We start from the raw sequence: 23673 nt of genomic DNA, 5'->3' as shown, positions 1-23673 counted from the left end.
TTCTTAATAATTTTAATATTTCTCTTAATTGAGATTTTCTTTTTATGGAAATTACTAAAATTCTGCTTTTAGTAATGACATTTACCACACTCTAATCCACCCATTTGCGCAGCAGTTAGTTCCTCTACCCCATACTTTTTAGATAACTCTTCGTGAATTTTAGTATAGTATGCATTGTCTTTAACTTTTACGTTTGTATCTCTATGGCAATTTATACACCACCCCATTGTTAAAGGAGAATATTGTGAAACAATTTCCATTTCTTCAATAGGTCCATGACAAGTTTGACATTCTATTCCAGCCACAGATACGTGTTGCGAGTGATTAAAATATGCGAAATCTGGTAAATTATGAATTCTTACCCATTTAACAGGCTGTGTTTCCCCTGTGTATTTTTGATCGGCATCACTCCAACCTACTGCATCGTATAGTTTTTTAATTTCTCCATCATAGAACTCTTTACTGTATTCTTCTGTTGCAGTAGTCTCTGCAACTTCATAAACAGATTTATGACAATTCATACAAACATTTAATGAAGGAATACCTGATGTTTTACTAACACGTGCTGATGAATGACAGAATTTACAATCTATTCCATTATCACCTGCATGTATTTTATGAGAGAAATGTATAGGTTGTACTGGTTGATAGCCTTGGTCTACACCAATTTGCATCATATAGCCATATAGGTAATAACCACTAGCTAATAATAAAAAGATAACAGTTACTAATACTAAAAATTGATTCTGAACAAATGCTTTCCAGATCGGAACTCCTTTAGTTTCAGTTACATCAACATTTTTAGCTTCTGCAAAACGATTTAAAGTACGTCTTACTAATAACAATGCCATTGCTAATAATGCAAACAACAAAGCTAAAGCTCCTAAGATTATTTTATTTGAAATTCCAGATTCTGACGATGCTTGTCCAGTTCCAGAAGCTGTAGCAACTTCAACTGGTGCTGGAGCCTCTTCGGCTGTATAAGCTAATATATCGCTTATATCTTGATCTGACAGTTGTGGAAATGCCGTCATAGCTGCACCTCCATATTCATCATAAATCTTAGCTGCATAAGCATCTCCAGACTTAATAACACTTGAACTATTACGTATCCAAGCAGCAAGCCATGCTCTATCTAAGCCTTGTTCATCTGCAAGCTTCTGCTCGATATGACGAAGCGCTGGACCAGTCATCTTCTTATCTAATTTATGACAAGCAGCACAATTGGCGTTAAATAAAGATTTACCTTTAGCTGGATCGCCCTCTTGAGCGAAAATTGAAGTTGAAATTGTTAGAATAAAAATTAAACTTAACTTAAGAATATTTCTGCCTAACTTACGGTTACTCACCTGTTTCATATTAATGGTTGAATTAACGTCTAAACTTTGGTATGATTTTTTCACTAATGTGAATGAAAAATACAATTATAAAATCTCTCGCAAAAGTAACATTTAAAGTCGATTTTGAAAATGTTAGGGAAGTGTTAATTGCTAATTTAGAGGAGTTCTAAATAATAAATACCTATAAAAATTAGTTAATAAGGCATACATTTGCATTAAAATTTGTTGAAAATGAAATTATTAAACATGAAAATAAGCACATTTACAGTTGTTTGCATTCTTTTTGTAAGTCAGTTAAGTTATGGGCAACAAGGCACAGTTACTATCAATCAAAATAAGGATATTGACAAATTGTTGGTCTTAAAAAAAGAAATAAATGAATCTGAGAACACATCAGATCGGTATAGAATTCAAATTTATTCAGGAAATAGATCTGAAGCAGAAAAAGCACAGAGTAATTTTAGAAATATGTCTGTTGATTTAAAATCGAAATTAGTTTACGAAACACCAAACTATAAAATATGGGTAGGTAATTTTAGAACTAGACTTGAGGCAGACAGAGCTTTAGTAAAAGTAAAAGCCAAGTTTCCAACAGCTTTTATTTTTAAACCAAAAAAGGAGAAAGAATAGAGGTTTGTGTTATTAAAATTACTACTTCAATATTTTTATAACCTATTGATAACAAAAAACAGCGACCAAATTGGTCGCTGTTTTTATTTATATTGACTTAGAAACTATTTCAATTTCTTTTTAACTTCAACTTCATGATAAGCTTCAATAATATCGCCTTCTTTAATATCGTTGTAGTTTTTAATTTGCATACCACAATCATAACCTTTGGATACTTCTTTTACATCGTCTTTAAAACGTTTTAATGACGACAATTCACCTGTGAATACAACAACACCATCACGTATTAATCGGATACCAGAATTTCTAAAAATCTTACCTGAAAGCACCATACATCCAGCAATACTTCCAATTTTAGAGACTTTAAATATTTCTCTAATTTCGGCTGTTCCAGTAATTTCTTCTTTAAGCTCTGGTGACAACATGCCTTCCATTGCATCTTTAAGGTCGTTAATAGCATCGTAAATAATCGAGTACATTCTAATATCGATTTCTTCTTTGTCTGCTATTTGACGTGCATTACCCATTGGTCTCACATTAAATCCTATAATAATAGCATCTGAGGCTGTAGCTAATAATACATCGCTTTCTGTAATTGGTCCAACACCTTTATGTATAATATTTACTTGAATTTCTTCGGTAGATAATTTTTGGAACGAATCTGTTAATGCTTCAACAGAACCATCTACATCACCTTTAAGAATGATATTTAATTCTTGGAAATCTCCAAGAGCAATACGTCTTCCAATTTCGTCTAATGTAATATGACGTTGCGTTCTAACAGACTGCTCACGTTGTAATTGAGTACGTTTAGTAGCAATTTGTTTCGCTTCACGTTCGTCTGCAAAAACACTAAATTTATCACCTGCTTGTGGTGCGCCATCTAATCCTAAAATAGATACAGGCGTTGATGGGCCAGCTTCTTTCACTTCATTTCCACGCTCATCGTGCATGGCTTTCACTTTTCCACTGTTTTTTCCTGCTAATACATAATCTCCAACTTTTAAGGTTCCAGCTTGAACTAAAATAGTAGACACATATCCACGTCCTTTATCCAAGAATGCTTCTACAACTGTTCCAACAGCTGGTTTATTTGGATTTGCTTTAAGCTCTAATAATTCGGCTTCAAGTAATACTTTTTCTAATAATTCTTTAACTCCAGTTCCAACTTTAGCAGAAATATCGTGAGATTGCACTTTGCCTCCCCAATCTTCAACTAATAAATTCATATTAGCAAGACCTTCTTTAATCTTTTCAGGATTAGCTGCAGGTAAATCAATTTTATTGATAGCAAAAACAATAGGAACTCCTGCTGCTTGAGCATGAGAGATTGCTTCTTTAGTTTGTGGCATAATATCATCGTCTGCTGCTGCAACAATAATAGCAATATCTGTTACTTGAGCACCACGAGCACGCATAGCTGTAAAGGCTTCGTGACCAGGTGTATCTAAAAAGGCAATTTTCTGTCCATTTTCTAGTTGTACTCCATAGGCTCCAATATGTTGTGTGATTCCTCCAGATTCTCCAGCAATTACATTTTCCTTACGTATATAATCTAATAGAGATGTTTTACCATGATCTACGTGACCCATGACTGTTACTATTGGTGCACGTTCAACTAAATCTTCTGGTTTATCTTCAACTTTTTCTATTGATTCTTCTATATCTGCAGTTACAAATTCTACTTCGTAACCAAACTCGTCTGCAACAATACTTAAGGTTTCAGCATCTAAACGTTGGTTCATGGTAACCATCATTCCTAACGACATACATGCAGAAATAATTTGCGTTACAGATACATCCATCATGGTTGCAACTTCGTTTGCAGTTACAAACTCAGTAACTTTAAGAGTTTTACTTTCAGCTGCTTCTAATTTTTGGTCGATTTCTGTTTGCTCCCTATGTTGGTCTCTTTTATCTCTACGATATTTAGCTCCTTTACCTTTACTAGATTTTCCTTGAAGTTTTTCTAGTGTTTCACGAACTTGTTTTTGAACTTCTTCTTCGCTAGGCTCTTCTTTTACTACATTTCTTCTTCCTTTACCTGCTCCAGGTTTTCCTTTAAACCTGTCGTTTCCACTTCTTGAGGCATTACCACTTCCTGTTCCTGGCGCACCAGCTTTACTTATACGACGACGCTTTTTCTTGTTAGAATTAGCAGATTTATCATCTTTTTTCTTGTCGTCTGTCTTTTTCTTAGGTTTTTTAAATTGCGATAAATCTATTTTATCACCAGCAATTTTTGGCCCAGAAAGTTTTTGATATTGTGTTTTTAGTTTTTCGTCTTCAACAGGGGCTTCTACATCTTTATCTTTAGAAGCTTCTACTTTTACAGTCTCCTTTTTTGGAGCTTCTGTTTCAGTTTTTTTAGTTGCTTTTTCTTCAACCTTAGCTTTTGGCTTTTCGGTTGCTTTTTCTTTAGGCTTTTCTTTTTCTTCTACAGCTTTTTTGTCTGTAGACTCTTCAACTTTCGCTTGAGGTTTTTCAACTTTAACAGTTTCTTCCTCTTTTTTAGCAGGAGTTTCGGCAGCTTTTTTCTTTGGCTCTAAATCTATTTTACCAACTTGTTTTGGTCCAGAAAGCGTAGATTTTGCTTTTACAACTTCAGCTTCAGCTGCTTTAGCTGCAGCTGCTGCTTCTCTTTTTGCTCTAGCTTGTTCCTTCTCTTCAATTTCTCGTTCACGCTGTTCTTTTAAAGCTTCTTTTTCTTTAAGCTTAGCCTCACTAACTTCTTGAGACGCCATTTTTTTATTGGCATCCGTTTGAAATTCGTCAGAAAGGACTTGATAAACCTCGTCTGAAATTTTTGTAGTAGGACGTTTCTCTATCTCAATGCCTTTGGTATCTAAATACTCAACAGCACGATCTAAAGAAATGTTTAACTCGCGTAATACTTTATTTAATCTAATAGTTTCAGCCATAAATTGCCTTTAATATAACCTAAATATATGTTATTCTTCAAATTCTTCTCTAAGAATTCTTATAACATCATTAATTGTTTCTTCTTCTAAATCTGTTCTTTTTACTAAATCTGCAACCTCTTGTTCTAGGATGCTTTTAGCTGTATCTAAACCTGCTTTGCTAAATTCTGCAATGATCCAGCTTTCTATTTCATCTGAAAATTCAGATAATTCAACATCTTCTTCTGCGCCTTCTCTAAACACATCAATCTCATAACCTGTTAATTGTCCAGCTAATCGAATGTTATGACCTCCACGTCCAATGGCTTTACTAACCTCTTCTGGTTTTAATATAGCTTCTGCACGTTTGTTTTCTTCATCTATTTTAATAGATGTTACACGAGCTGGGCTTAAAGCTCTGGTAATATAAAGCTGTAAGTTACTTGTATAATTAATAACATCGATATTTTCGTTTCCAAGTTCACGAACAATGCCATGAATTCTTGACCCTTTCATCCCAACACATGCTCCAACTGGATCTATTCTATCATCGTAAGAATCTACAGCTACTTTTGCTTTTTCACCAGGGATTCTTACCACGTTTTTAATAGTAATTAAACCGTCGAAAACTTCAGGTATTTCTTGCTCGAATAACTTCTCTAAAAATGTTGGAGAGGTACGAGACATAATAATGGCCGGTTTATTACCTTTAAGCTCTACGCTTTCAACAATACCACGAACATTATCTCCTTTTCTAAAAAAATCTGAAGGTATTTGTTTTTCTTTTGGCAAAATAATTTCGTTTCCTTCATCGTCTAACAAAATTACTGCTCTATGACGAATATGATGCACTTCTGCAGTATATATCTCACCAATTAGATCTTTAAATTGTTTATAGATATTGGTATTGTCGTGTTCGTGAATTTTAGAAATTAAATTTTGTCTTAATGCTAAAATAGAACGACGTCCAAGATCGATTAGTTTTACTTCTTCAGATACATCTTCACCTACTTCAAAATCTGGCTCAATTTTACGAGCTTCAGTTAAAGATATTTCTTGATTTGGCTCTTCTACTTCACCATCTGCAACTACTATTCTATTTCTCCAAATTTCTAAATCTCCTTTATCTGGATTAATAATAATATCAAAATTATCATCGTCTCCAAATTTCTTTTTTAAGGCATTTCTAAACACATCTTCAAGAATCGCCATTAACGTTACACGATCTATTAATTTATCGTCTTTAAATTCCGAAAAAGAATCAATTAACGCAAGATTTTCCATATCTCTATTGAATTAAAATTTTATCATAACTTTTGCTTCTACAATATTTTCGTAGGCAATTTCTGCCTCATTTTGTACAGTGATTTTTCCTTTACCAATGGGTTTAGGTTCTCTCGATTTCCACTGCACTTTAATGTTATTATCTGTTGCATTAATAAGATCTGCTTCTATAACTTTATCTGCCGTCTTTATTTCTAAAGTTCTACCAATGTTTTTCTTGTACTGTCTTACATTTACTAAAGGAGTCGTTGCTCCAGCCGAAGCTACTTCTAAAGCGAAATCATGTTCTTCTCTATCGATATTATGCTCGATAGCACGACTTATAAACATGCAATCTTCTACTGTAACGCCATGATCGCCATCAATAACTATTTTAATAGCATTGTCTTCTGAAATTGAAAAGTCGATTAAAAACAGATGTTGTTTTTCTTCTAATCCTTCGTTCAATAAATTTTCAACGGTTGTTCTAAACATTTTTTGGTATAAAAAGAGGGGACTTTTCGTCCCCTCATATCTCTTAATTCTTACAACGCTGCAAATATACAATATTTATATTGAAATACAATATTAGTAACGCTTTTTACTAATTTAATGGTATATTAATTTCTTGAGACACTAGGTCTCCTTGATTATTAAAACCATTGATTATGAGTTTTAAACCCGTAAAATTCTCTTTAGCAATATTTATATAATTGGAAGTATTTGGTCTTAAGGTAAAATTAGGAATCCAATCTATTGTCCCATATTTTTCCAAAGCAGTTTGACTATTAAATATTAAGCTTTGTTCTTTAGATAAATCTATAGATTTAGTAAACCCAAAAGTGGTTTTACTTGAAAATATTTTTGTTTTATCTGGGCTGCTTCTTTCAGAATTTAAATAATCTTCTGGCTTTTTTAATTCTACCATTATCACGCCATTGGAACCTTGTATTCCATAACCTGCACCAGATCTATTTAACTTAACAACTTTTACATCTTCAGCTCGAATATCTGTCAAGATAGATGGATGTGAAATCACTCCGTCAATAATAAGTAAAGCATCTATTGGTCCATGAATAGTATTAACACCTCTGGTTCTAAAAATAACCTGAGAGTCCCCATCACTATCTACCACTGTTTTAAGTTCATAAAATTGGTCCAAATAATCAAAAAGTGTACAACCTATACACTCTATATCGCTTTTTGTTTTTTGTCTTGTAAAGCCATTCCCTAATTCTCCTGGATTATTTATGTAACCAACGTCTGGAAATTCATCTTCAACAACTTCTTTTTTTCTTTCCTTTCCAAACAACAAGACTTCATTTAATTGTTCTCCTTCAAAAATAACATGGAATTGATCTTCAACTGCAACAGACTTTGCAGCATGACTTTTATTTTTTAATTTTATATTTTGCTTTATATCAAGAATCGAATCTACAGGGTACTTTAGTTTTTGATCATCTATCTTAAAATTAGCAACCACCACTTTACCTATTGGATTTAACAAAGCTAGATCGTATTTTGATGGATGATACAACAACAGATTATTAAAAGAAAACTTATTCTTATCCACAATATTTTCTATAAGTGCGTAACCATTTTCCTTAGAGGTAAACAGCACTTTATATCCATTTAAATTGTTAAGATGTGTTATTATCTCTCCAGAGATGGACATACCATTTTCAACTTCTCTTATTACGACTTCTTTACTCGCATCAAGAATATTGTTTTTTGGATTTACAAATTGTAAAGCAAGATCAATATTCTTAAAGTTATTAATTTTAGACACATAAGGCGAAATTAAAAAGGCGTTATAAATGGTATTGAAACTATTGTTTACGATACTTTGTTCTGGCAAAATAGAAACGCTGGTGTTGGCTTCTATATATCTGTTAAGCATTTTTAAATCTAAGGTTAAGGAGTCTTTGGTTTCTTTAGATTTATCAATACTTAATTCAATATTTTTGTTTTTATCATGAAAAAAACGTCTAGTTGAGATGGTCTCATTTTTATTAGTGAAGAGTGAAATCATGTTAACTCCATTGAATAAACTTTCTTCATTGACACTTAATAAATAGCTATTTGTGTCTTTGGATACTTTAAAAGGAATGACTGACTTACAGGTGTTATTTCTATGGATAACTGCCAAAATGGTTTCATTGTCGTTTTTAATTGCCGTATCATTATTAACCCTAATGGAGAAACGCACTTCTTTTAAACTTGAATTATTAGATTCATAATGAATCACAAAGCCTTCTTTTTGAGCTTGTGGAACAGCTATTTCATACACTTTATTATCATGGGTGATTTTAAAATAATATTCTTGTTCAGGATAGCAAACAAAATTAACGGAACCCAATCCGTCTTTATTAGAGACCAATTTACCAAGAACCACATTGTTAAAAGAATTTATCAATTCCCCTTTTGTTTCTAAGGGCAAACCGTTTAAAGAAATTTTATAAAACAAGGTATTATTAGCTTCTGAAAGCAACACATCGCTTTCTGGGAAGAACGCCACTTGAATTCCAGTTTTTTGCTCTACTAGAGAATCAACATATTCATTGTTATCTGCAATAGAGCTTTTGTTATCCGATAAATTTATAATTTGAATTTCGCTAATATTTTTCTGATTAAAACCTGCATGATAGTTGGTGTCTAACACTAAATAATAAATACCAGAATTTAATTCTTTTTCTAATTCAATACTACCATTTACCGTTCCATTCTCAACAAAAACCAATTGATGTTTAATTAGTTCCTTTTTAAAATTATACATACTTAAATGTAGGTTCGTTGTAATTAGGCTCGGTAAATTTGTATTATCACTAACTACATATGCCTTATAATTAATAGGTTCTCCAGAAAAGTAGGTCGTTTTATTAGTATGTAAAAAGAACTTTTCTTTGGATAGGTTTGAAAAAATAGGATTTGAATTTATGAAGGTAGTAGCTTCATTTTTTAATTCATCTTGTGAGAAACTAAACGAGCAAACAAAACAAATAAATACCATGGTTAGGTGTTTCATATAAAATAAGATTTTTTAACGTAAATGTTTTGTATTCAAAACAATTCACACTAGGAGCACCTAAATATAAATTTATTTTCTTAATTTTAAAGACATATAATAACCAACTATGAAAAAAATTCTTGTACCCACAGATTTTTCCCAAGAAGCAGAAAACGCATTAAAAGTAGCTGCTCAATTAGCTAAAAAATACCATGGTGAAATATTTTTAACCCATTTATTGGAACTTCCCTTGAGTCAGGTAGACGCTTTAAGTAGTCATAGCGAATTACCCGAAGCAGTATTTTTCATGAAATTAGCTCACAAAAAATTTCAAGATGTATTAGCAAGGGATTATCTTAAAGATATTAAGGTACATGAGTATGTAGATTTTAATCAATCTTTTTCCGGGATTGCAGACACAGCAAAACAAAACAACGTCGATTTAATTATCATGGGGTCTCATGGTGCTTCTGGTTTTAAAGAAATGTTTATTGGATCTAATACCGAAAAAGTGGTTAGAACATCTGAAGTACCAGTTCTAGTTATTAAAAATGAACATATTAATTTTGACATCAATGAATTTGTATTTGCATCAGATTTTAAAAATGATAATAAGGAAACATACAAACAGGCAACTCGTTTAGCAAAAGCCTTTGACGCAAAACTACATCTGTTAATGGTCAATACGGCAAATAATTTTACAACAACGGAAGTCGCTAAAAAAAGGATAACCGATTTCATAAAAGGAACTGATTTTAGTGACTACACCATCAACATTTATAATGATGAAAATGTGGAAAAAGGTATTCTAAATTTTTCACATCAAATTGATGCAGATTTAATTGGCATTAGTACGCATGGCAGACAAGGCATTGCCCACTTTTTAAATGGTAGTATTAGTGAAGACTTGGTAAATCATGCAAAAAGACCAGTGATTACATTTAAAATTTAACAAGATGTAAAAACACAAAAAAGCCTTTCTATTAATTTTGAAAGGCTTTTTTTTGTGTTGGTTCACTTGGACTCATTTTGACTACACTCTGTATAAACTTGTCGCTAGATTTGAGTCCATAAAAAAATCCCAATCAAATTAATGATCAGGATTTAAATTTACTTGTTGGCCCACTAGGGCTCGAACCTAGACTCTTTGGTACCAAAAACCAACGTGTTGCCAGTTACACCATGGGCCATTCTGGTATTGAGGATGCAAATTTAAAACAATATTTTGTTTGCACAAGTATTTTTTGCAGAAAAAAAAATCTAAATACTTAACGTTTCCTTAAAAGTATTCTTGATAAGATAATTATTGTTAAATTCGCTTCTTCTAACAAACATAGATTTTATGACACATTTCAGCTTTAAAAAATGGAATACCCTTTTAGGTTGGTTCTCCTTTTTAATTGCATTAATTACGTATAGCTTAACTGTAGAGCCTACTGTAAGCTTCTGGGACGCTGGGGAATATATACTAACCTCCTCTAAACTTCAGGTAGGACATCCACCTGGAGCGCCACTTTTTCAAATGTTTGGCGCCTTTTTTTCTATGTTTGCTTTAGAGCCTAGCCAAATTGGTTTGGTTATGAATTTAATGAGTGCTGTTGCCAGTGCTTTTACTATTTTATTTATGTTTTGGAGTATTTCTTTACTTCTAAAAAAACTAGTGAAACATACTGGCGAATTTACGCAATCTAAAAAAATAGCAGTTCTTGGAAGTGCGCTTGTAGGAAGTTTAGCATTTGCATTTACAGATTCATTTTGGTTTAATGCCGTTGAAACTGAAGTGTATGCTATGGCAACTTTAATTATGTCTGTGTTGTTTTATTTAGGATTGCGTTGGGAACAAGACATGGATAACTCTCGTGGAAATAGATGGCTGATCTTAATTGCTTTTATTATCGGACTTTCTTTTGGAGTACACTTTATGGGACTCTTAACCATTCCTGCTATTGGATTAATTTATTATTTTAAAAATTATAAAACGGTAACCATAAAGAACTTTATTATTGCTAATGTAATTTCAGTAGCTATTTTATTATTTATTTTTAAATTGCTATTACCTAACGCTTTAAAGATCTTTAGTGCTTTCGAAATCTTCTTTGTAAACTCTATTGGTATGCCTTTTAATTCCGGGACGATTATAGCTGGAATTCTTTTAATAGCCGCCTTCTATTTTGGAATAAAATACACCAAAGATAAAAATTACAAACATGTAAATACTGGAATTTTATGTCTATTATTTATTTTTATTGGGTTCTCTTCTTGGCTCATGCTGCCAATTCGTGCTAATGCCAATGTGGTTGTTAATGAAAATAATCCTTCAGATGCCAGAGAGCTATTAGCTTATTATAACTTGGAACAATATCCTGAAACACACTTGTTTTATGGTCCTTTATTTACAGACCAATACTCTGGATTAGATGAAAATGAGCCTTATGTAGACGACAAGCCTAATTATGAAAAAGATTATACAACTGGTAAATATGTGATTATTAACGATTGGAAAAACGCCAAACAAAATTACAATCACGAACACGCTTCAGTCTTACCACGAATGTGGAGCCAAGAAAATGCAGAGAACTACATGCTTTTTTCTGGTTTTTTAGATTTCAAATTGAAGCCTGAATTCCAAATGGAAAACGAATTACGTAAGACCATTTCAGAATTTAAAAACGATGTAACTCAAGGTGTAGTAGATTATGAAGATTATCATAATTTTTTAAAACAGTTTGGACAATATATTATCGTTGAAAAACCATCTCTAGGAAGCAATATTGCCTACATGTTAGAATACCAATTAGGCTACATGTACTGGAGGTATTTTTTATGGAATTTTGTTGGAAGACAAGACGATATTCAAGGTAGATATGACAATCATGGAAATTGGCTAAGTGGCATCAAACCTATTGATGAATGGCACCTGGGATTCTCTCAGGACAATTTACCAAGCGATGTTAAAAACAATAAAGCCAGAAACACTTATTACTTTTTACCTCTTATTTTAGGGCTTATAGGCTTGTTCTTTTTATATAAAAAAGACAAAAAGCTATTTTGGACCATGTTGGTGTTTTTCCTATTTACAGGTTTAGCAATTCAATTTTATACTAATGTTAGACCTTTTGAGCCAAGAGAAAGAGATTATTCGGTTGTTGGCTCGTTTTATGTCTTTGCCATGTGGATAGGATTTGGCGTTTACTCATTGTATGAAATGATTAGCAAATACACATCCGCAAAATTCTTAGCTCCTGCAGTTACAATAGTCTGTTTGGTTTTAGTACCAGGAATTTTAGTAGCCAATAACTGGGACGATCATGACAGATCTGGAAAATACACAGCCAGAGCGATGGCCAAAATGTACTTAGACTCCTGTGCCGAAAATGCCATTTTATTTACTATTGGAGATAACGACACCTTTGCCTTATGGTATGCCCAAGAAATTGAAGGTTACCGAACAGATGTTCGAGTTGTAAACACCAGTTTATTTCAAACAGATTGGTATATCGATCAAATGAAACGCAAGGCTTATGAAAGCGATCCGATTCCATCGCAACTAACCCACGATCAATATCGTTATGGCACTAGAGATTATATCATGAAACGATTGATTTCAAGAGATACCATGTACATTAAAGATTTCATGGATTTTGTCTCTAGTGACAACCCTAGAACTAAATTTAAATATATTTTAGAACAACAAGGTGAAGACCCCAGTTTTTATCCTGCACAATATATAAAATCCAACTATTTTCCAGTTGAAAACATTAAAGTACCAGTTAATAAAGCAAATGCCTTAAAATCTGGTATTGTAAAAGAGAAAGATGCTGATAAAATAGTAGATTATCTAGATGTTACCATTACAGATAATGTGCTTTATAAAAACAGATTGCTTATGTTAGACATTGTAGCCAATAACGATTGGAAACGTCCAATTTATTTTACTGGTGGTGCTTTTGGTAACGAAGATTATATCTGGATGAAAGACTACCTTCAATTAGATGGTATGTGCTACAAATTAGTCCCAATAAAAACACCTGTAGATAGAGCTAACCCTTTTGATATGGGTCGTGTAGATGCCGATTTAATGTATGAAAAAGTAATGAAATGGGATTGGGGAAATAGTGGAGACCCTAATATTTATCACGATATTGAAACACGTAAAAACTCTATAACCTATAGAGGTAATCTAGCAAGACTTGCAGAACAATTAATCAATGACGAAAAGCTAACAAAAGCCGAAGAAATAGCAGATATAGCCATGGATAACATGCCTGTTGAACAATTTGGTTATTACACTTTATTAGAACCTTATATTGGTGTTTATTACGAAGTAGGTTCTGATGAAAAAGCACAGAAGCTTTTTAAAGATGTATCGAAAAAGTATCAAGAAAATCTCACGTACTTTAGTAAATTAGATGTTGAAAGTCAATACAGACTAATTGAAGATATTTTAACTGATATAGAACGCTACAAAGGCATACTAGATGTGTTGCAAGAATATGACAGAGATTTTTATAGAGATGAAACTAAAAAATTTACAAACTATTTAAATCTATTTAGTCATTTTTACCAAGGTGAAGACAACGAACCTCAACCTCAGTTAAATCCAGATCTTCAACAAGAAGAAGCTTTAGATAGCCTGCTTCAAGATTTAAATAATTAAATACAATGGAATTAATTCCTGCCAAACTACCTCTATTGGTTAAATGGTTATTCCCCAAATATATATGGAATATCCAAACAGAGGAAAAAGTTATTTATCTCACTTTTGATGATGGGCCTACACCAGAAATAACCCAGTGGACTCTTGATATTTTGGAACAATTTAAAGCTAAAGCCACTTTCTTTTGCACAGGGGATAATGTGCAAAAGCATCCTGAAATTTTTCAGGGTATTGTAGAAAAAGAACATATCATTGGCAACCATACGTACAGTCATCCACATGGTTGGAAAACATCAACTGAAACCTATTTAGAGAATGTAAAACAAGCTCAAGATATTATCAATTTCCAACTACAAAACGCTACATTAAGCAAGCAGCAATCGGCAGTCAACAATCTCTTTCGTCCTCCTTATGGGCAAGTTACCAAAAAACAAGGTCGAAAATTAATCGGTTTAGGCTACAATATTATTATGTGGACTGTCTTGGCTATAGATTGGAGTGAAAAAACCAATAAGGAACAGTCCTTAAAAAATGTGATTAAGAATGCTAAGCAAGGAAGTATTGTGGTGTTTCATGATAGCGAGAAAGCCTCAGAAAATATGCAATATGCTTTACCAAAGGTGCTAGAATATTTTAGTGAGAAAGGCTATCAGTTTAAATCTTTAACGCCAACTATGTTTAGAATCTAAACATATTCTTGGATGATACCAATTAGGGTATTGGCATCTTGCTCGCCGCTATGTCGCCATTTCATTTCGCCATTTTTATAAATAATCAATGTAGGCAAACCTTTAACTCTAAGAGCTTCAGCTAATTCTTTATTTTTATCCACATCAATCTTAATAACTTTCGCTTTATCTCCTAAAGCAGCAGCAACATCTCTTAGAACAGGATGCATGGCTGTAGATTGATCATTCCATTCAGTAAAAAAATCAAGTAGTACAGGAATATCTACATCTATAAGTTCCCCAAATTTTGACATACTTTTAAAGTTTTAAGTCAAATGATTATATACAAACCTACGTATTTTTTTTTTATGTTGTACATAAGCCTTATAAATAGTAAGTCTTCAACAATCTATATATTAAATATACACATTTTTTAAGGAAGAAAATAGCATTCTTTTTATTTAAGCTAAATCTGGCCCTTTTTTAAGTTCAATAACAGTTATTTCTGGCCAAATCCCTACTCTACCAGGATAACCAAGATATCCAAATCCCCTATTAACATTAATATATTGATCTGTTTCTTTATAGATTCCGGCCCAATACTTATATCGCCATTTTATAGGACTCCACTTAATCCAACCCGGAATCTCTATTCCAAACTGCATACCATGTGTATGTCCACTTAAAGTTAAATGGTATTTATAATCATCGTCTATAACTACATCTTCCCAATGAGAAGGATCATGACTCATTAAAATTTTGAAATCGTTTTTATTTATGTTAGCTGCAGCCTTTTTTAAGTCTCCTGCCTTTTTAAAGGGACCTCTTCCCCAATTCTCAACACCAACTAAGGCAATACGTTCGCCATTTCTTTCAATGAAACGACTATCGTTTAAAAGTAAATCAAAACCAATGTCTTTTTGAATTTGTATTAATTCCTGAAGATTTTCATGTTTTTTCGCTTCTGTTTCCCAAGTTACATAATCTCCATAATCGTGATTTCCAAGAACGGAAAATTTTCCATCGGTTGCTTTTAATTTCCCAAAAACATCTTTCCAAGGAATCATTTCGGATGCCTTATTATTTATCATATCTCCGGTAAAGAATATGGCATCAGATTTTTGCTCATTCACCAAATTAACAGCGTATTCAATTTTTCCTTTGTCGTCAAAACTGCCAGAATGAATATCGCTAATTTGAGTTATTTTATAGCCATCGAAAGCAGTTGGTAAATCTGTAAAATGAAGCGTGTACTTTAACACTCGGAAATCATACTTTCCTTTATACATGCCATACAACAAAGATGAAAAAGGAATAGCTGCCAACCCAAGTGCAACTTGACTTATAAACTTTCTTCTTGTTGGAACATGGAAATTCTTTTTAGAAGGTGAAAATTTGTGATACAACCCTGTAAGAAATCGAACAATGTCTTCACTTAACAAAATTGGAGCAATCACTAGGCTAAATGACATAAAAGCTAGTAAAAATCCAAAAGCTTCACTTTTTGGTTGAGATAACACACGACTATCTGATGCGATAGTAAATTGAAAAATAAAATTTCCTACTACTAATAAAGCTAAACCTACAAATAAGGCATAAAACCACTTGTTTTTAGTAAGTGTTTTTATAGCTTGATAACCATAAGCTACTAAAATAATATAAATAATGGCTAAAAGTATCCAACGCATCAATTTCAAAATTTAATCAAAGATAATTGAATGGATTCATTATCATCAATTTATAAAAAACTTTAACCATCTGTTAAGATTTACTATTTTTCCTATTTAGAAATTCTGTAATTTAATAAGCATATTTAGAGATGCTTACTTTTTTTTATTTTGTTGTTCCTGACTCATCAGATTATGACTTGGGAAACCCATTAATCTAAGAGGTAAAAATTCATATAGACAATGTAAAAATGCTAATCATTAAAACAAAAACCAAAGTACCGAAAGCATGTATGTTACTGGAATTAGGTTAAATGTAAAGGGGTTGGAATAAAACACCATTTAACATGCAATTAATTAAAGCTTTAGTTTTATAAATTTAAATATGAACAAATGAACAAAAACAATCTTATTATTTTTATAAAGTTTAAAATATGTACCTTGTTAAAACACAATCAATATTATTCGCTTTTGAGATCGACACTGTTTATTTTAATTCTTCTAATAACTTCATATGCTAAAGGACAGAATAAAGATTCTGAAATAGATAGTTTGAAAAATGTTATAAAAACATCTGCTAATGATTCTGTTAAAATGATTACCTATAATGCGTTACGACGAGCAACTTATTATACAGATGCAGAAACATCAAAAACTTACACAAAAAACTATTTAGAATTAGCTACAAAATTAAAAGATTCTCATCATATTGCTTTAGGTCGCTTCTTTCTTGGAAATGCTGAAGTTCTTGCTGGAAATTATGATACAGCATTATCTAACTATATCATTGCAGGAAATTACTACGAAAAGGAAAAAGATTCATCTCGACTTTGTTCTGTTTTAAATTCAATTGGTGCAGTTTATGAAAAAACACGTAATGATTCTTTGTCTTTATTGTATTACAAACGCTCCTTAAAAATTAGCAAATCGATTTCAGATAACCGAAGAAGTGGTATAGCGTCAATAAATATTGGAAATATTTACAATGAACTAGGCGACATTGATACGTCTATCACTTTTTTAGAAGATGCCATTTCAGATTTATCTATCAACCCAAATCACCAATCTTTCTTGATTCTCGGGGAGGTAAATTTAGCTAATGCTTATGGTCAAAATAAAGAATATAAAAAAGCATTTAACCTTTATCAAGAGATTTTAAAAAAAGTAGATACTATAAAAGATGTGTATAACCATGCCAATGTATTGAGAGGAATTAGTGATGTGTTTGTTCATCAAAAAGAATATAAAAACGCATTGCCATACGCTGAAAAAGCATTTCGTATTTTTAATGAAAACAATTTTACCGATGATAGTTTTCAATTAATTCCTGAACTCATTGAAATTCATGAAGCTAATGGCAATTATAAAGAAGCTGTGACTTTATATTCTAAATACACCAAGATAAAAGACTCCCTTTTCACTGAAACAAAAGATAAAAATATAGCTGAAGCAGTTCAGAAATATGAAACAGAAAAAAAAGATGCTGAACTTAAACTTCTTAAACTTGAAGGAGAAAAAAAAGATCAACAAAATAAGTTATACATTGCTTTAGCCTTCGCTGGATTGCTTATAGCTGGACTTTTAGGTTTTTTTGGTTATAAAAACATGCAGAAAAATACCGTTTTAGCCAAACAAAAAAAATTATTAGAAGCGACTTTGAGTGAAAAAAATACGCTTTTAAAAGAAGTGCATCATCGTGTTAAAAACAGTTTCCAAATTGTGTCTTCACTCCTCTATCTACAATCTGAAAATACCGATGATAAAGAAGCAAAAATAGCCATTAAAGAAGCAGAAAACAGAGTCCGTTCTATGGTACTCGTACACCAAAAATTATATAATAAAGAGGAACTAGTTGGAATTAATACCAAAGAATATATAACTGATTTGGTAAAAGATATTTTTGAAAGCCATCAATTTCAGAAAAATTCCATATCCTATCAATTAGATGTAGAATCTTTGGTTCTAGATATAGAAACCATTACACCAATAGGTCTTATTTTAAATGAGCTAATAATTAACACGCTAAAACATGCTTTTAAGGAGGTTACTGATAGTAGCAAACTCTTTATCAACTTTGCGAAAGAAAACAATGAACTCGTTTTAAGGGTCAAAGACAATGGAAAAGGATTTGAAGGCGAAATTAAAAATACTTCTTTTGGTATCACACTTATGAAAGCTTTATCTAAAAAGTTAAAAGCCACTTTAAACTATAAATCTGAGCTTGGCAAAGGCACAGAGGTTATTTTAAACATTAAAAAGTTTAATATACTCTCTTAATTGTTTTGATAAAATTATGGTTTACTAAAAAAAAACACTTATTCACTTAATTTTTAAAAGCTTTCGATTAGATTTAAAGTAGATTTCATAAAACAATTCGTGCTATTTTGAAATTTTTAAGCATATACATCGTTGAGGACGAGCCATTAATTGCTGCTACCATTGAAACTGCTTTATTAAAGCAAGGCTTCAATGTGGTTGGCAATGCAGAAGATGTAATTTCTGCCCTCAAAGATATTACTATATATCAACCTGATTTAATTCTGGTTGACATTCAGTTGGATGGATCAAAAGATGGGGTAGATTTGGCCCTAGAGCTTGACAAACAACAAATCCCTTATCTATATCTTACGTCGCAAACAGATCCAGAAACCATTGAACGTGTTAAAACAACGCACCCTTTAGGGTATATTGTTAAACCTTTTACAGAACATAGTTTACGGAGTAATATTGAACTGGCCTGGCATAATTACGAAGTTCAAAATGCAGGTTTCTTAATTTTAAAATCTGACGGTCGTACACATAAAATCAATCAAAACAGTATTTTATACTTAAAAGCTTTTGATAATTATTGTTATGTATATACAACAACTAGATCTTATTTAGTGCCTCACACATTAAAACACATGTCAGAACAATTGAGCGACAATCTATTTGTACAAACCCATCGTTCGTATTGGGTTAATATCAATCATATTGATGGCATAGAAACCAACAAACTTTTTCTAAAAACAGAACCAATCCCCATTAGTGCTTCACAAAAGAATTTAGTAATGAGCAAGTTAAAACGCTCATAATACTGTTTAACTGCATTCACTAAAAAAACAAAGGCGTTTACTAAAAACAATCTTCAACAACCCAATAAGAGGGTAAATTTATTGTGCTATTAATCAAGATGTTATTACAAATTATGTAAGACATATTTAAAATATCACAGCACATGAAAACAAAAAATACTCTACTAGCATTCGCTTTATTAATAAGCTTAAGCACATTTGCACAACAAGGCTTTAATTACAAAGCGCTTATTAAAGACAATTTAGGCAATATGGTTGCCAACCAAAACATAACAGTTCAATTTTCTATTTTAGAAGATCTGGCTATCGTTTATACAGAAACACACACACCAACAACCGATGCTAATGGACTTGTTAATCTAAACATAGGAGAAGGTACAACTTCTGATGATTTTTCTACCATAAATTGGGGCAGCGACGACCACTTTTTAAATGTACAAATTAATATAGGCTCTGGACTCACAGATATGGGTACCACCCAATTTATGTCTGTACCTTATGCCAAATTTGCTGAGAATTCAATTACCGAAATAAACAACTTGACTGATGCTAAAACAATTGACAGAAGTATTTATTTGGGTAATGGGTCAGGAAATGCTGATGATGGAAATGATAACCAAAATACAGCTATTGGTAATAACGCTCTAAAATATAACACAAATGGAGTTCAGAATGTGGCTGTTGGAGAATCTACTTTACTTTCAAATATTTCTGGTGAAAGAAATACAGTGATAGGACAATCTGCAATGCGACGAAATACTACTGGAAGTAACAATACCGTAATTGGAGAAGATGCGATGTATAATAACTTGACAGGTAGTGGAAATGTTGCCATAGGTCAAGGGGCAGGAAATGGTGAATTGGGCGATAATAAACTTTACATTGATAATTCTTCCACCTCATCTCCATTAATTTGGGGAGATTTTACTAATGGAAGTGAAAAAGTTAAAATTAACGGAAAATTTGAGATTGAAACTGCTAATTCTGGCACGCAGCCTAACCTTAATTTAATTCACGATGGTAATACAGGTGCGCGAATTAATTTTACGAATACAGATACAACCAATGGTAATGTTTGGACGCTTTATGGAGACACTAATGATACAGATGTTAATAGTTCCTTTAATCTATACCATTCAAATACTGGCAATATAATAACTGCAAGAGGAGATGGCAGAGTCACTGTAAATGGAGATTTAGTTGTTTCAAATACGACAAAAATCGGTTCGTCTGGAGTAGCCATTTCAGAAGTTATAAAATTAACAGGTACAACTGGTGGAGCTTTAGGTTCGGGATCGAATAGCATTCCCTATCCTACAGGTTATAATTGGGAGAACACTTATGTAGTTAGTTTTAAAGTAAGAACAACAGTTGGTGGTCTTGGTGGAACGAGTTGGTATACGTCCTTAGGGAATTATAACTCTGGAGATGACCAATCTATTTATATAGATCTTGGGTACGAACCAAATCCTGCTAATACGCCTTATATAAAGCTAAAGATTTCCGACTCTCAGTATAATGGGGCAGAATACGTTCTAATACTTATGAAAATTGAATAGTATAAGTTTTAGTTAACACGTTTTAAAAATTTATTAAGTATATAAAATCAACTGTCATGAAACATCTATTCGCAATATTAATCTTCTTTTTCGCATCGGCTACTTATGCTCAAAGTAGCTCGATAAATTATAAAGCGCTTATCAAAGATAACCTGGGCAATGTAGTAGCCAACCAGACTATAACAGTTCAGTTTTCTATTTTAAAAGGAACATTTCAAACCAATGTGTATCAAGAAACCCAAACGCCAACAACCGATGCAAACGGACTCATTATAGTAAACATAGGCGAAGGCACAACATCTGACGATTTTTCAACTATCAATTGGAGTAGCGATGACCACTTTTTAAATGTACAAATCAATACAGGGGCTGGACTTACTGATATGGGAACTACCCAATTTATGGCTGTGCCTTATGCCTTAAGTGCTGCCAATGTAACAGGGCTAGAAGCTATTGACCAAGGTTATGGCATTGGGTATCGCATTAAAGGCAGAAACCCTGCTAATTATAATAGTATAGGTGAAGACGCAGTCGATTTAAGTATTAGTAAAAATACATCTACAACTAATGGAGCCTCTGGAGTTGCTTCCCTTGCAATGGGATATAGGACAATTGCTTCAGGATTTTATTCCACAGCGATGGGAGACAAGACAGATGCTTTAGGATTTTCTTCCACAGCGATGGGATCAAGTACACAAGCATCAGGTAATTTTTCCACAGCTATCGGAAAAGTAACATTAGCATCTGGTGATTTTTCCACAGCAATGGGGTATTACACAGATGCCTTGGGAGAAAGGTCAACAGCTATGGGAAGTGATACGGAAGCCTCTGGAAATATTTCTACAGCTATGGGATATAAAACAACAGCAGAGGCCTACGCTTCTACAGCCATTGGTCGCTTTAATACTGGCGGTGGCACTACTGATTCTTGGCTTTCAACAGACCCATTATTTGAAGTCGGTAACGGTTATAGTTCTTCAAACAAATCTAATGCACTAACCATTCTAAAAAACGGCACCATCACAGCACCAAGTTTTAATTTAACAGAAATTACAGATGATAAAGCTCTTATTACTAAAGAATATGCAGATACCAATTTAACGAGTTCTGGCCTTGAGGCTATTGACGAAGGTGATGGCATTGGTTGGCGACTTAAGGGTAAAGATCCCGCAAACTACGGAACCATAGGTAAGTCAGCCACAGATTTAAGCGAGTCAACATCAGCGTCAACCTCCATGGGAGCAACCGGAAGATATTCTTTTGCAACGGGAAGGACTACAGAAGCTAGCGGTGATTATTCGGTAGCAATGGGGTATCAAAATACTACTGCATCGGGTGATTATTCCTTCGCTTTAGGAATAACTGCTAACGCCTCAGGGAGTCAAAGTGTTGCGATGGGAACTCTATCACTTGCCAATGAATCCAAGGCTGTTTCGATTGGCACTAGTACAACCTCTTCGGGAACTGCTTCTTTAGCAATGGGATATTACACAAAAGCATTTGGAAATTATGCAACAGCTATGGGATATAATACATATGCTGATGCCTATGCTTCTACTGCTTTTGGAAAGGAAAATATAGGTGGTGGTAATGCCACCACTTGGATAGCAACAGATCCTTTATTTGAAATAGGAAATGGTGATTCTAATCTCAGCCGATCTAACGCCGTAACCGTTTTAAAAAATGGATATGTTGGATTTAATGGAAATCCTGACACAGATTTTCATTTATTGCATGGAAATAATGGCCTTGCCAGTGGAATGAAATTAGAAAACAACTCTAATAATGCGTGGTGGCGATTTTATGTGTCTTCTGGATCTGATGACCTAAGACTTTATAGTGCGTCACAAGGAGCAACAATTATTGGCGCTTTTGATGATATAAGTGGAAACTACACGTCTACTTCAGATAGACGTCTAAAAAAGAATTTTGAAAAGTTACATTTTAACTGGACAGATTTTATGAAGTTAGAAACCTTAACCTACCAATACAAAGCACAAAAAGACACTAAAGAATACATTGGTTTAATTGCTCAAGATGTACAACCAATCTATCCAGAATTGATTAATTATAATGAAGATAGCGATGTCTACCATCTTAATTATTCTGGTTTCGGAGTCATCGCAATTAAAGCGGTTCAAGAACAACAAAAAATCATCCTATCACAACAATTAAGAATTGAAGCTTTAGAAGCTCAACTTTCTAAAAAAGACGAGGCTTATAATGCCTTAAGTAGTCGTATTGAAACTATTGAAACATTCCTTAAAACTTCAGAAAAATGAAAAAAACAAATCTTACAATTTTAAGTTGTCTCTTAGGCATCTCAATGAGTATAGGCCAAACCATCGAAAAATTCAGTATCGATAGTGGAGGTGCCAGTGCCACAGCTGGAGGTATAGAAATTCTCTACACCATAGGCGAGGTGAACGTTCAAGAATTAAGTGCTGGAAACATTCAGGTTTCCGAAGGCTTTATCAATGGGAGTATGAAGATTAAGATCGATCCGAAAGTCTTTTTGCAAGGTCCACTATTAAACCCTGTAAATGCAGGACTGATGAACGATAACTTACGTAGCTCAAACTACATACCTACAACAAGCCCTTATGCTGATGCAGCTACTTGCGATGTGTCTGTATTTAACGTCACTGGCAACAATGCCATTGTGGATTGGGTTTGGGTAGAACTTCGTGCATCTTACAACAATCAGAAACTAGTAAACGGGAAATCGGCTTTATTACAACGCGATGGCGATGTGGTTGGCCTTGATGGCGTTTCAGATGTGATAATGAATGCCTCACCAACCAACTATTATGTGGTGGTGAAACATAGAAATCATTTAGGTGCTATGAGTGCTGCAACCATTGCTTTAAATGAAACAACGGCTACTTCGGTCGATTTTACCAATAAT

Annotated in this window: 15 protein-coding genes, 1 tRNA gene and 1 pseudogene; 9 read left to right on the top strand and 8 right to left on the bottom strand. The window is 33.1% G+C overall.

Annotated features, from left to right (window positions below; all coding sequences use genetic code 11):
- Positions 1-68: 68 nt before the first annotated feature.
- Entirely contained in the window at positions 69-1358 is a 1290-nt protein-coding gene (locus ACI5KZ_RS11195; protein ID WP_109309863.1) for a cytochrome c3 family protein, read from the bottom strand.
- A gap of 213 nt (positions 1359-1571) precedes the next feature.
- On the opposite strand from ACI5KZ_RS11195, the gene ACI5KZ_RS11190 reads away from it, so the two are divergent.
- Positions 1572-1970, top strand: coding sequence for an SPOR domain-containing protein (locus ACI5KZ_RS11190; RefSeq protein ID WP_109309837.1), 399 nt, complete (start codon positions 1572-1574; stop codon positions 1968-1970).
- Between the two features lie 104 nt (positions 1971-2074).
- On the opposite strand, the gene infB is transcribed toward ACI5KZ_RS11190, so the two are convergent.
- From infB to ACI5KZ_RS11170, 4 genes are all read right to left on the bottom strand, one after another.
- Entirely contained in the window at positions 2075-4891 is a 2817-nt protein-coding gene (infB, locus tag ACI5KZ_RS11185; RefSeq protein WP_406847669.1) for a translation initiation factor IF-2, read from the bottom strand.
- 30 nt (positions 4892-4921) lie between these two features.
- Positions 4922-6154, bottom strand: a complete 1233-nt coding sequence (gene nusA, locus ACI5KZ_RS11180) for a transcription termination factor NusA (protein WP_109309839.1) — start codon at positions 6152-6154, stop codon at positions 4922-4924.
- Positions 6155-6166: 12 nt separating this feature from the next.
- Entirely contained in the window at positions 6167-6628 is a 462-nt protein-coding gene (gene rimP / locus ACI5KZ_RS11175; RefSeq protein WP_109309840.1) for a ribosome assembly cofactor RimP, read from the bottom strand.
- Positions 6629-6737: 109 nt separating this feature from the next.
- A complete protein-coding gene (locus ACI5KZ_RS11170; protein ID WP_406847668.1) occupies positions 6738-9158 on the bottom strand; it encodes a hypothetical protein in 2421 nt (806 codons plus the stop codon).
- Positions 9159-9267: 109 nt separating this feature from the next.
- Between ACI5KZ_RS11170 and ACI5KZ_RS11165 the strand changes: the two genes are divergently transcribed.
- A complete protein-coding gene (locus ACI5KZ_RS11165) occupies positions 9268-10092 on the top strand; it encodes a universal stress protein (RefSeq protein ID WP_109309842.1) in 825 nt (274 codons plus the stop codon).
- Between the two features lie 165 nt (positions 10093-10257).
- Here the strand turns inward: ACI5KZ_RS11165 and ACI5KZ_RS11160 are convergent.
- Positions 10258-10330: transfer RNA gene (locus tag ACI5KZ_RS11160), tRNA-Gln, on the bottom strand.
- A gap of 152 nt (positions 10331-10482) precedes the next feature.
- On the opposite strand from ACI5KZ_RS11160, the gene ACI5KZ_RS11155 reads away from it, so the two are divergent.
- The gene (locus ACI5KZ_RS11155; RefSeq protein ID WP_406847667.1) at positions 10483-13797 is read left to right on the top strand and encodes a DUF2723 domain-containing protein; all 3315 of its coding nucleotides are present in this window, start codon (positions 10483-10485) and stop codon (positions 13795-13797) included.
- 5 nt (positions 13798-13802) lie between these two features.
- Positions 13803-14486 (top strand): polysaccharide deacetylase family protein, encoded by a 684-nt coding sequence (locus ACI5KZ_RS11150; protein WP_406847666.1) that lies wholly within the window; start codon positions 13803-13805, stop codon positions 14484-14486.
- On the opposite strand, the gene ACI5KZ_RS11145 is transcribed toward ACI5KZ_RS11150, so the two are convergent.
- Both ACI5KZ_RS11145 and ACI5KZ_RS11140 read right to left on the bottom strand, forming a co-directional pair.
- Positions 14483-14779, bottom strand: a complete 297-nt coding sequence (locus ACI5KZ_RS11145; RefSeq protein WP_109309845.1) for a co-chaperone YbbN — start codon at positions 14777-14779, stop codon at positions 14483-14485. The genes ACI5KZ_RS11150 and ACI5KZ_RS11145 overlap by 4 nt on opposite strands.
- A 147-nt stretch (positions 14780-14926) precedes the next feature.
- Positions 14927-16153, bottom strand: a complete 1227-nt coding sequence (locus tag ACI5KZ_RS11140; protein ID WP_109309846.1) for a metallophosphoesterase — start codon at positions 16151-16153, stop codon at positions 14927-14929.
- Between the two features lie 372 nt (positions 16154-16525).
- Here ACI5KZ_RS11140 and ACI5KZ_RS11135 point away from each other — a divergent pair, with 372 nt between their 5' ends.
- The 5 genes and pseudogenes from ACI5KZ_RS11135 to ACI5KZ_RS11115 all read left to right on the top strand — a co-directional run.
- Complete coding sequence (locus tag ACI5KZ_RS11135) at positions 16526-18409, top strand: histidine kinase dimerization/phosphoacceptor domain -containing protein (RefSeq protein ID WP_406847665.1); 1884 nt, start codon at positions 16526-16528, stop codon at positions 18407-18409.
- A 107-nt stretch (positions 18410-18516) separates the two neighbouring features.
- Positions 18517-19206 carry a LytR/AlgR family response regulator transcription factor gene (locus tag ACI5KZ_RS11130; RefSeq protein ID WP_406847664.1) on the top strand — a complete coding sequence of 230 codons (690 nt, stop codon included), beginning with the start codon at positions 18517-18519 and terminating at the stop codon, positions 19204-19206.
- Positions 19207-19349: 143 nt separating this feature from the next.
- Positions 19350-20765: a hypothetical protein gene (locus ACI5KZ_RS11125; protein WP_406847663.1), complete on the top strand. Its 1416-nt coding sequence runs from the start codon at positions 19350-19352 to the stop codon at positions 20763-20765.
- A gap of 56 nt (positions 20766-20821) precedes the next feature.
- On the top strand, positions 20822-23047 hold the full coding sequence (locus ACI5KZ_RS11120) for a tail fiber domain-containing protein (RefSeq protein ID WP_109309850.1): 2226 nt from the start codon (positions 20822-20824) through the stop codon (positions 23045-23047).
- Positions 23044-23673 (top strand): annotated as a pseudogene (locus ACI5KZ_RS11115) (hemagglutinin protein); the annotation flags it as partial. The gene ACI5KZ_RS11120 and the pseudogene ACI5KZ_RS11115, both read left to right, overlap by 4 nt.

Origin of the sequence: Xanthomarina sp. GH4-25 (assembly GCF_045363175.1) — a bacterium.
GTDB lineage: Bacteria > Bacteroidota > Bacteroidia > Flavobacteriales > Flavobacteriaceae > Xanthomarina.
Note: the sequence above shows the minus strand (reverse complement) of the source record. Positions and strands in the feature narration are given on the sequence as shown.

Bases quoted from the DNA above. Each gene is read 5' to 3' on its own strand.
- infB (WP_406847669.1), bottom strand. From the start codon at position 4,891: ATGGCTGAAACTATTAGATTAAATAAAGTATTACGCGAGTTAAACATT.
- ACI5KZ_RS11195 (WP_109309863.1), bottom strand. From the start codon at position 1,358: ATGAAACAGGTGAGTAACCGTAAGTTAGGCAGAAATATTCTTAAGTTA.
- ACI5KZ_RS11165 (WP_109309842.1), top strand. From the start codon at position 9,268: ATGAAAAAAATTCTTGTACCCACAGATTTTTCCCAAGAAGCAGAAAAC.
- ACI5KZ_RS11150 (WP_406847666.1), top strand. From the start codon at position 13,803: ATGGAATTAATTCCTGCCAAACTACCTCTATTGGTTAAATGGTTATTC.
- ACI5KZ_RS11125 (WP_406847663.1), top strand. From the start codon at position 19,350: ATGAAAACAAAAAATACTCTACTAGCATTCGCTTTATTAATAAGCTTA.
- ACI5KZ_RS11155 (WP_406847667.1), top strand. From the start codon at position 10,483: ATGACACATTTCAGCTTTAAAAAATGGAATACCCTTTTAGGTTGGTTC.
- ACI5KZ_RS11140 (WP_109309846.1), bottom strand. From the start codon at position 16,153: ATGCGTTGGATACTTTTAGCCATTATTTATATTATTTTAGTAGCTTAT.
- ACI5KZ_RS11190 (WP_109309837.1), top strand. From the start codon at position 1,572: ATGAAATTATTAAACATGAAAATAAGCACATTTACAGTTGTTTGCATT.
- rimP (WP_109309840.1), bottom strand. From the start codon at position 6,628: ATGTTTAGAACAACCGTTGAAAATTTATTGAACGAAGGATTAGAAGAA.
- ACI5KZ_RS11170 (WP_406847668.1), bottom strand. From the start codon at position 9,158: ATGAAACACCTAACCATGGTATTTATTTGTTTTGTTTGCTCGTTTAGT.
- nusA (WP_109309839.1), bottom strand. From the start codon at position 6,154: ATGGAAAATCTTGCGTTAATTGATTCTTTTTCGGAATTTAAAGACGAT.
- ACI5KZ_RS11145 (WP_109309845.1), bottom strand. From the start codon at position 14,779: ATGTCAAAATTTGGGGAACTTATAGATGTAGATATTCCTGTACTACTT.
- ACI5KZ_RS11135 (WP_406847665.1), top strand. From the start codon at position 16,526: ATGAACAAAAACAATCTTATTATTTTTATAAAGTTTAAAATATGTACC.
- ACI5KZ_RS11120 (WP_109309850.1), top strand. From the start codon at position 20,822: ATGAAACATCTATTCGCAATATTAATCTTCTTTTTCGCATCGGCTACT.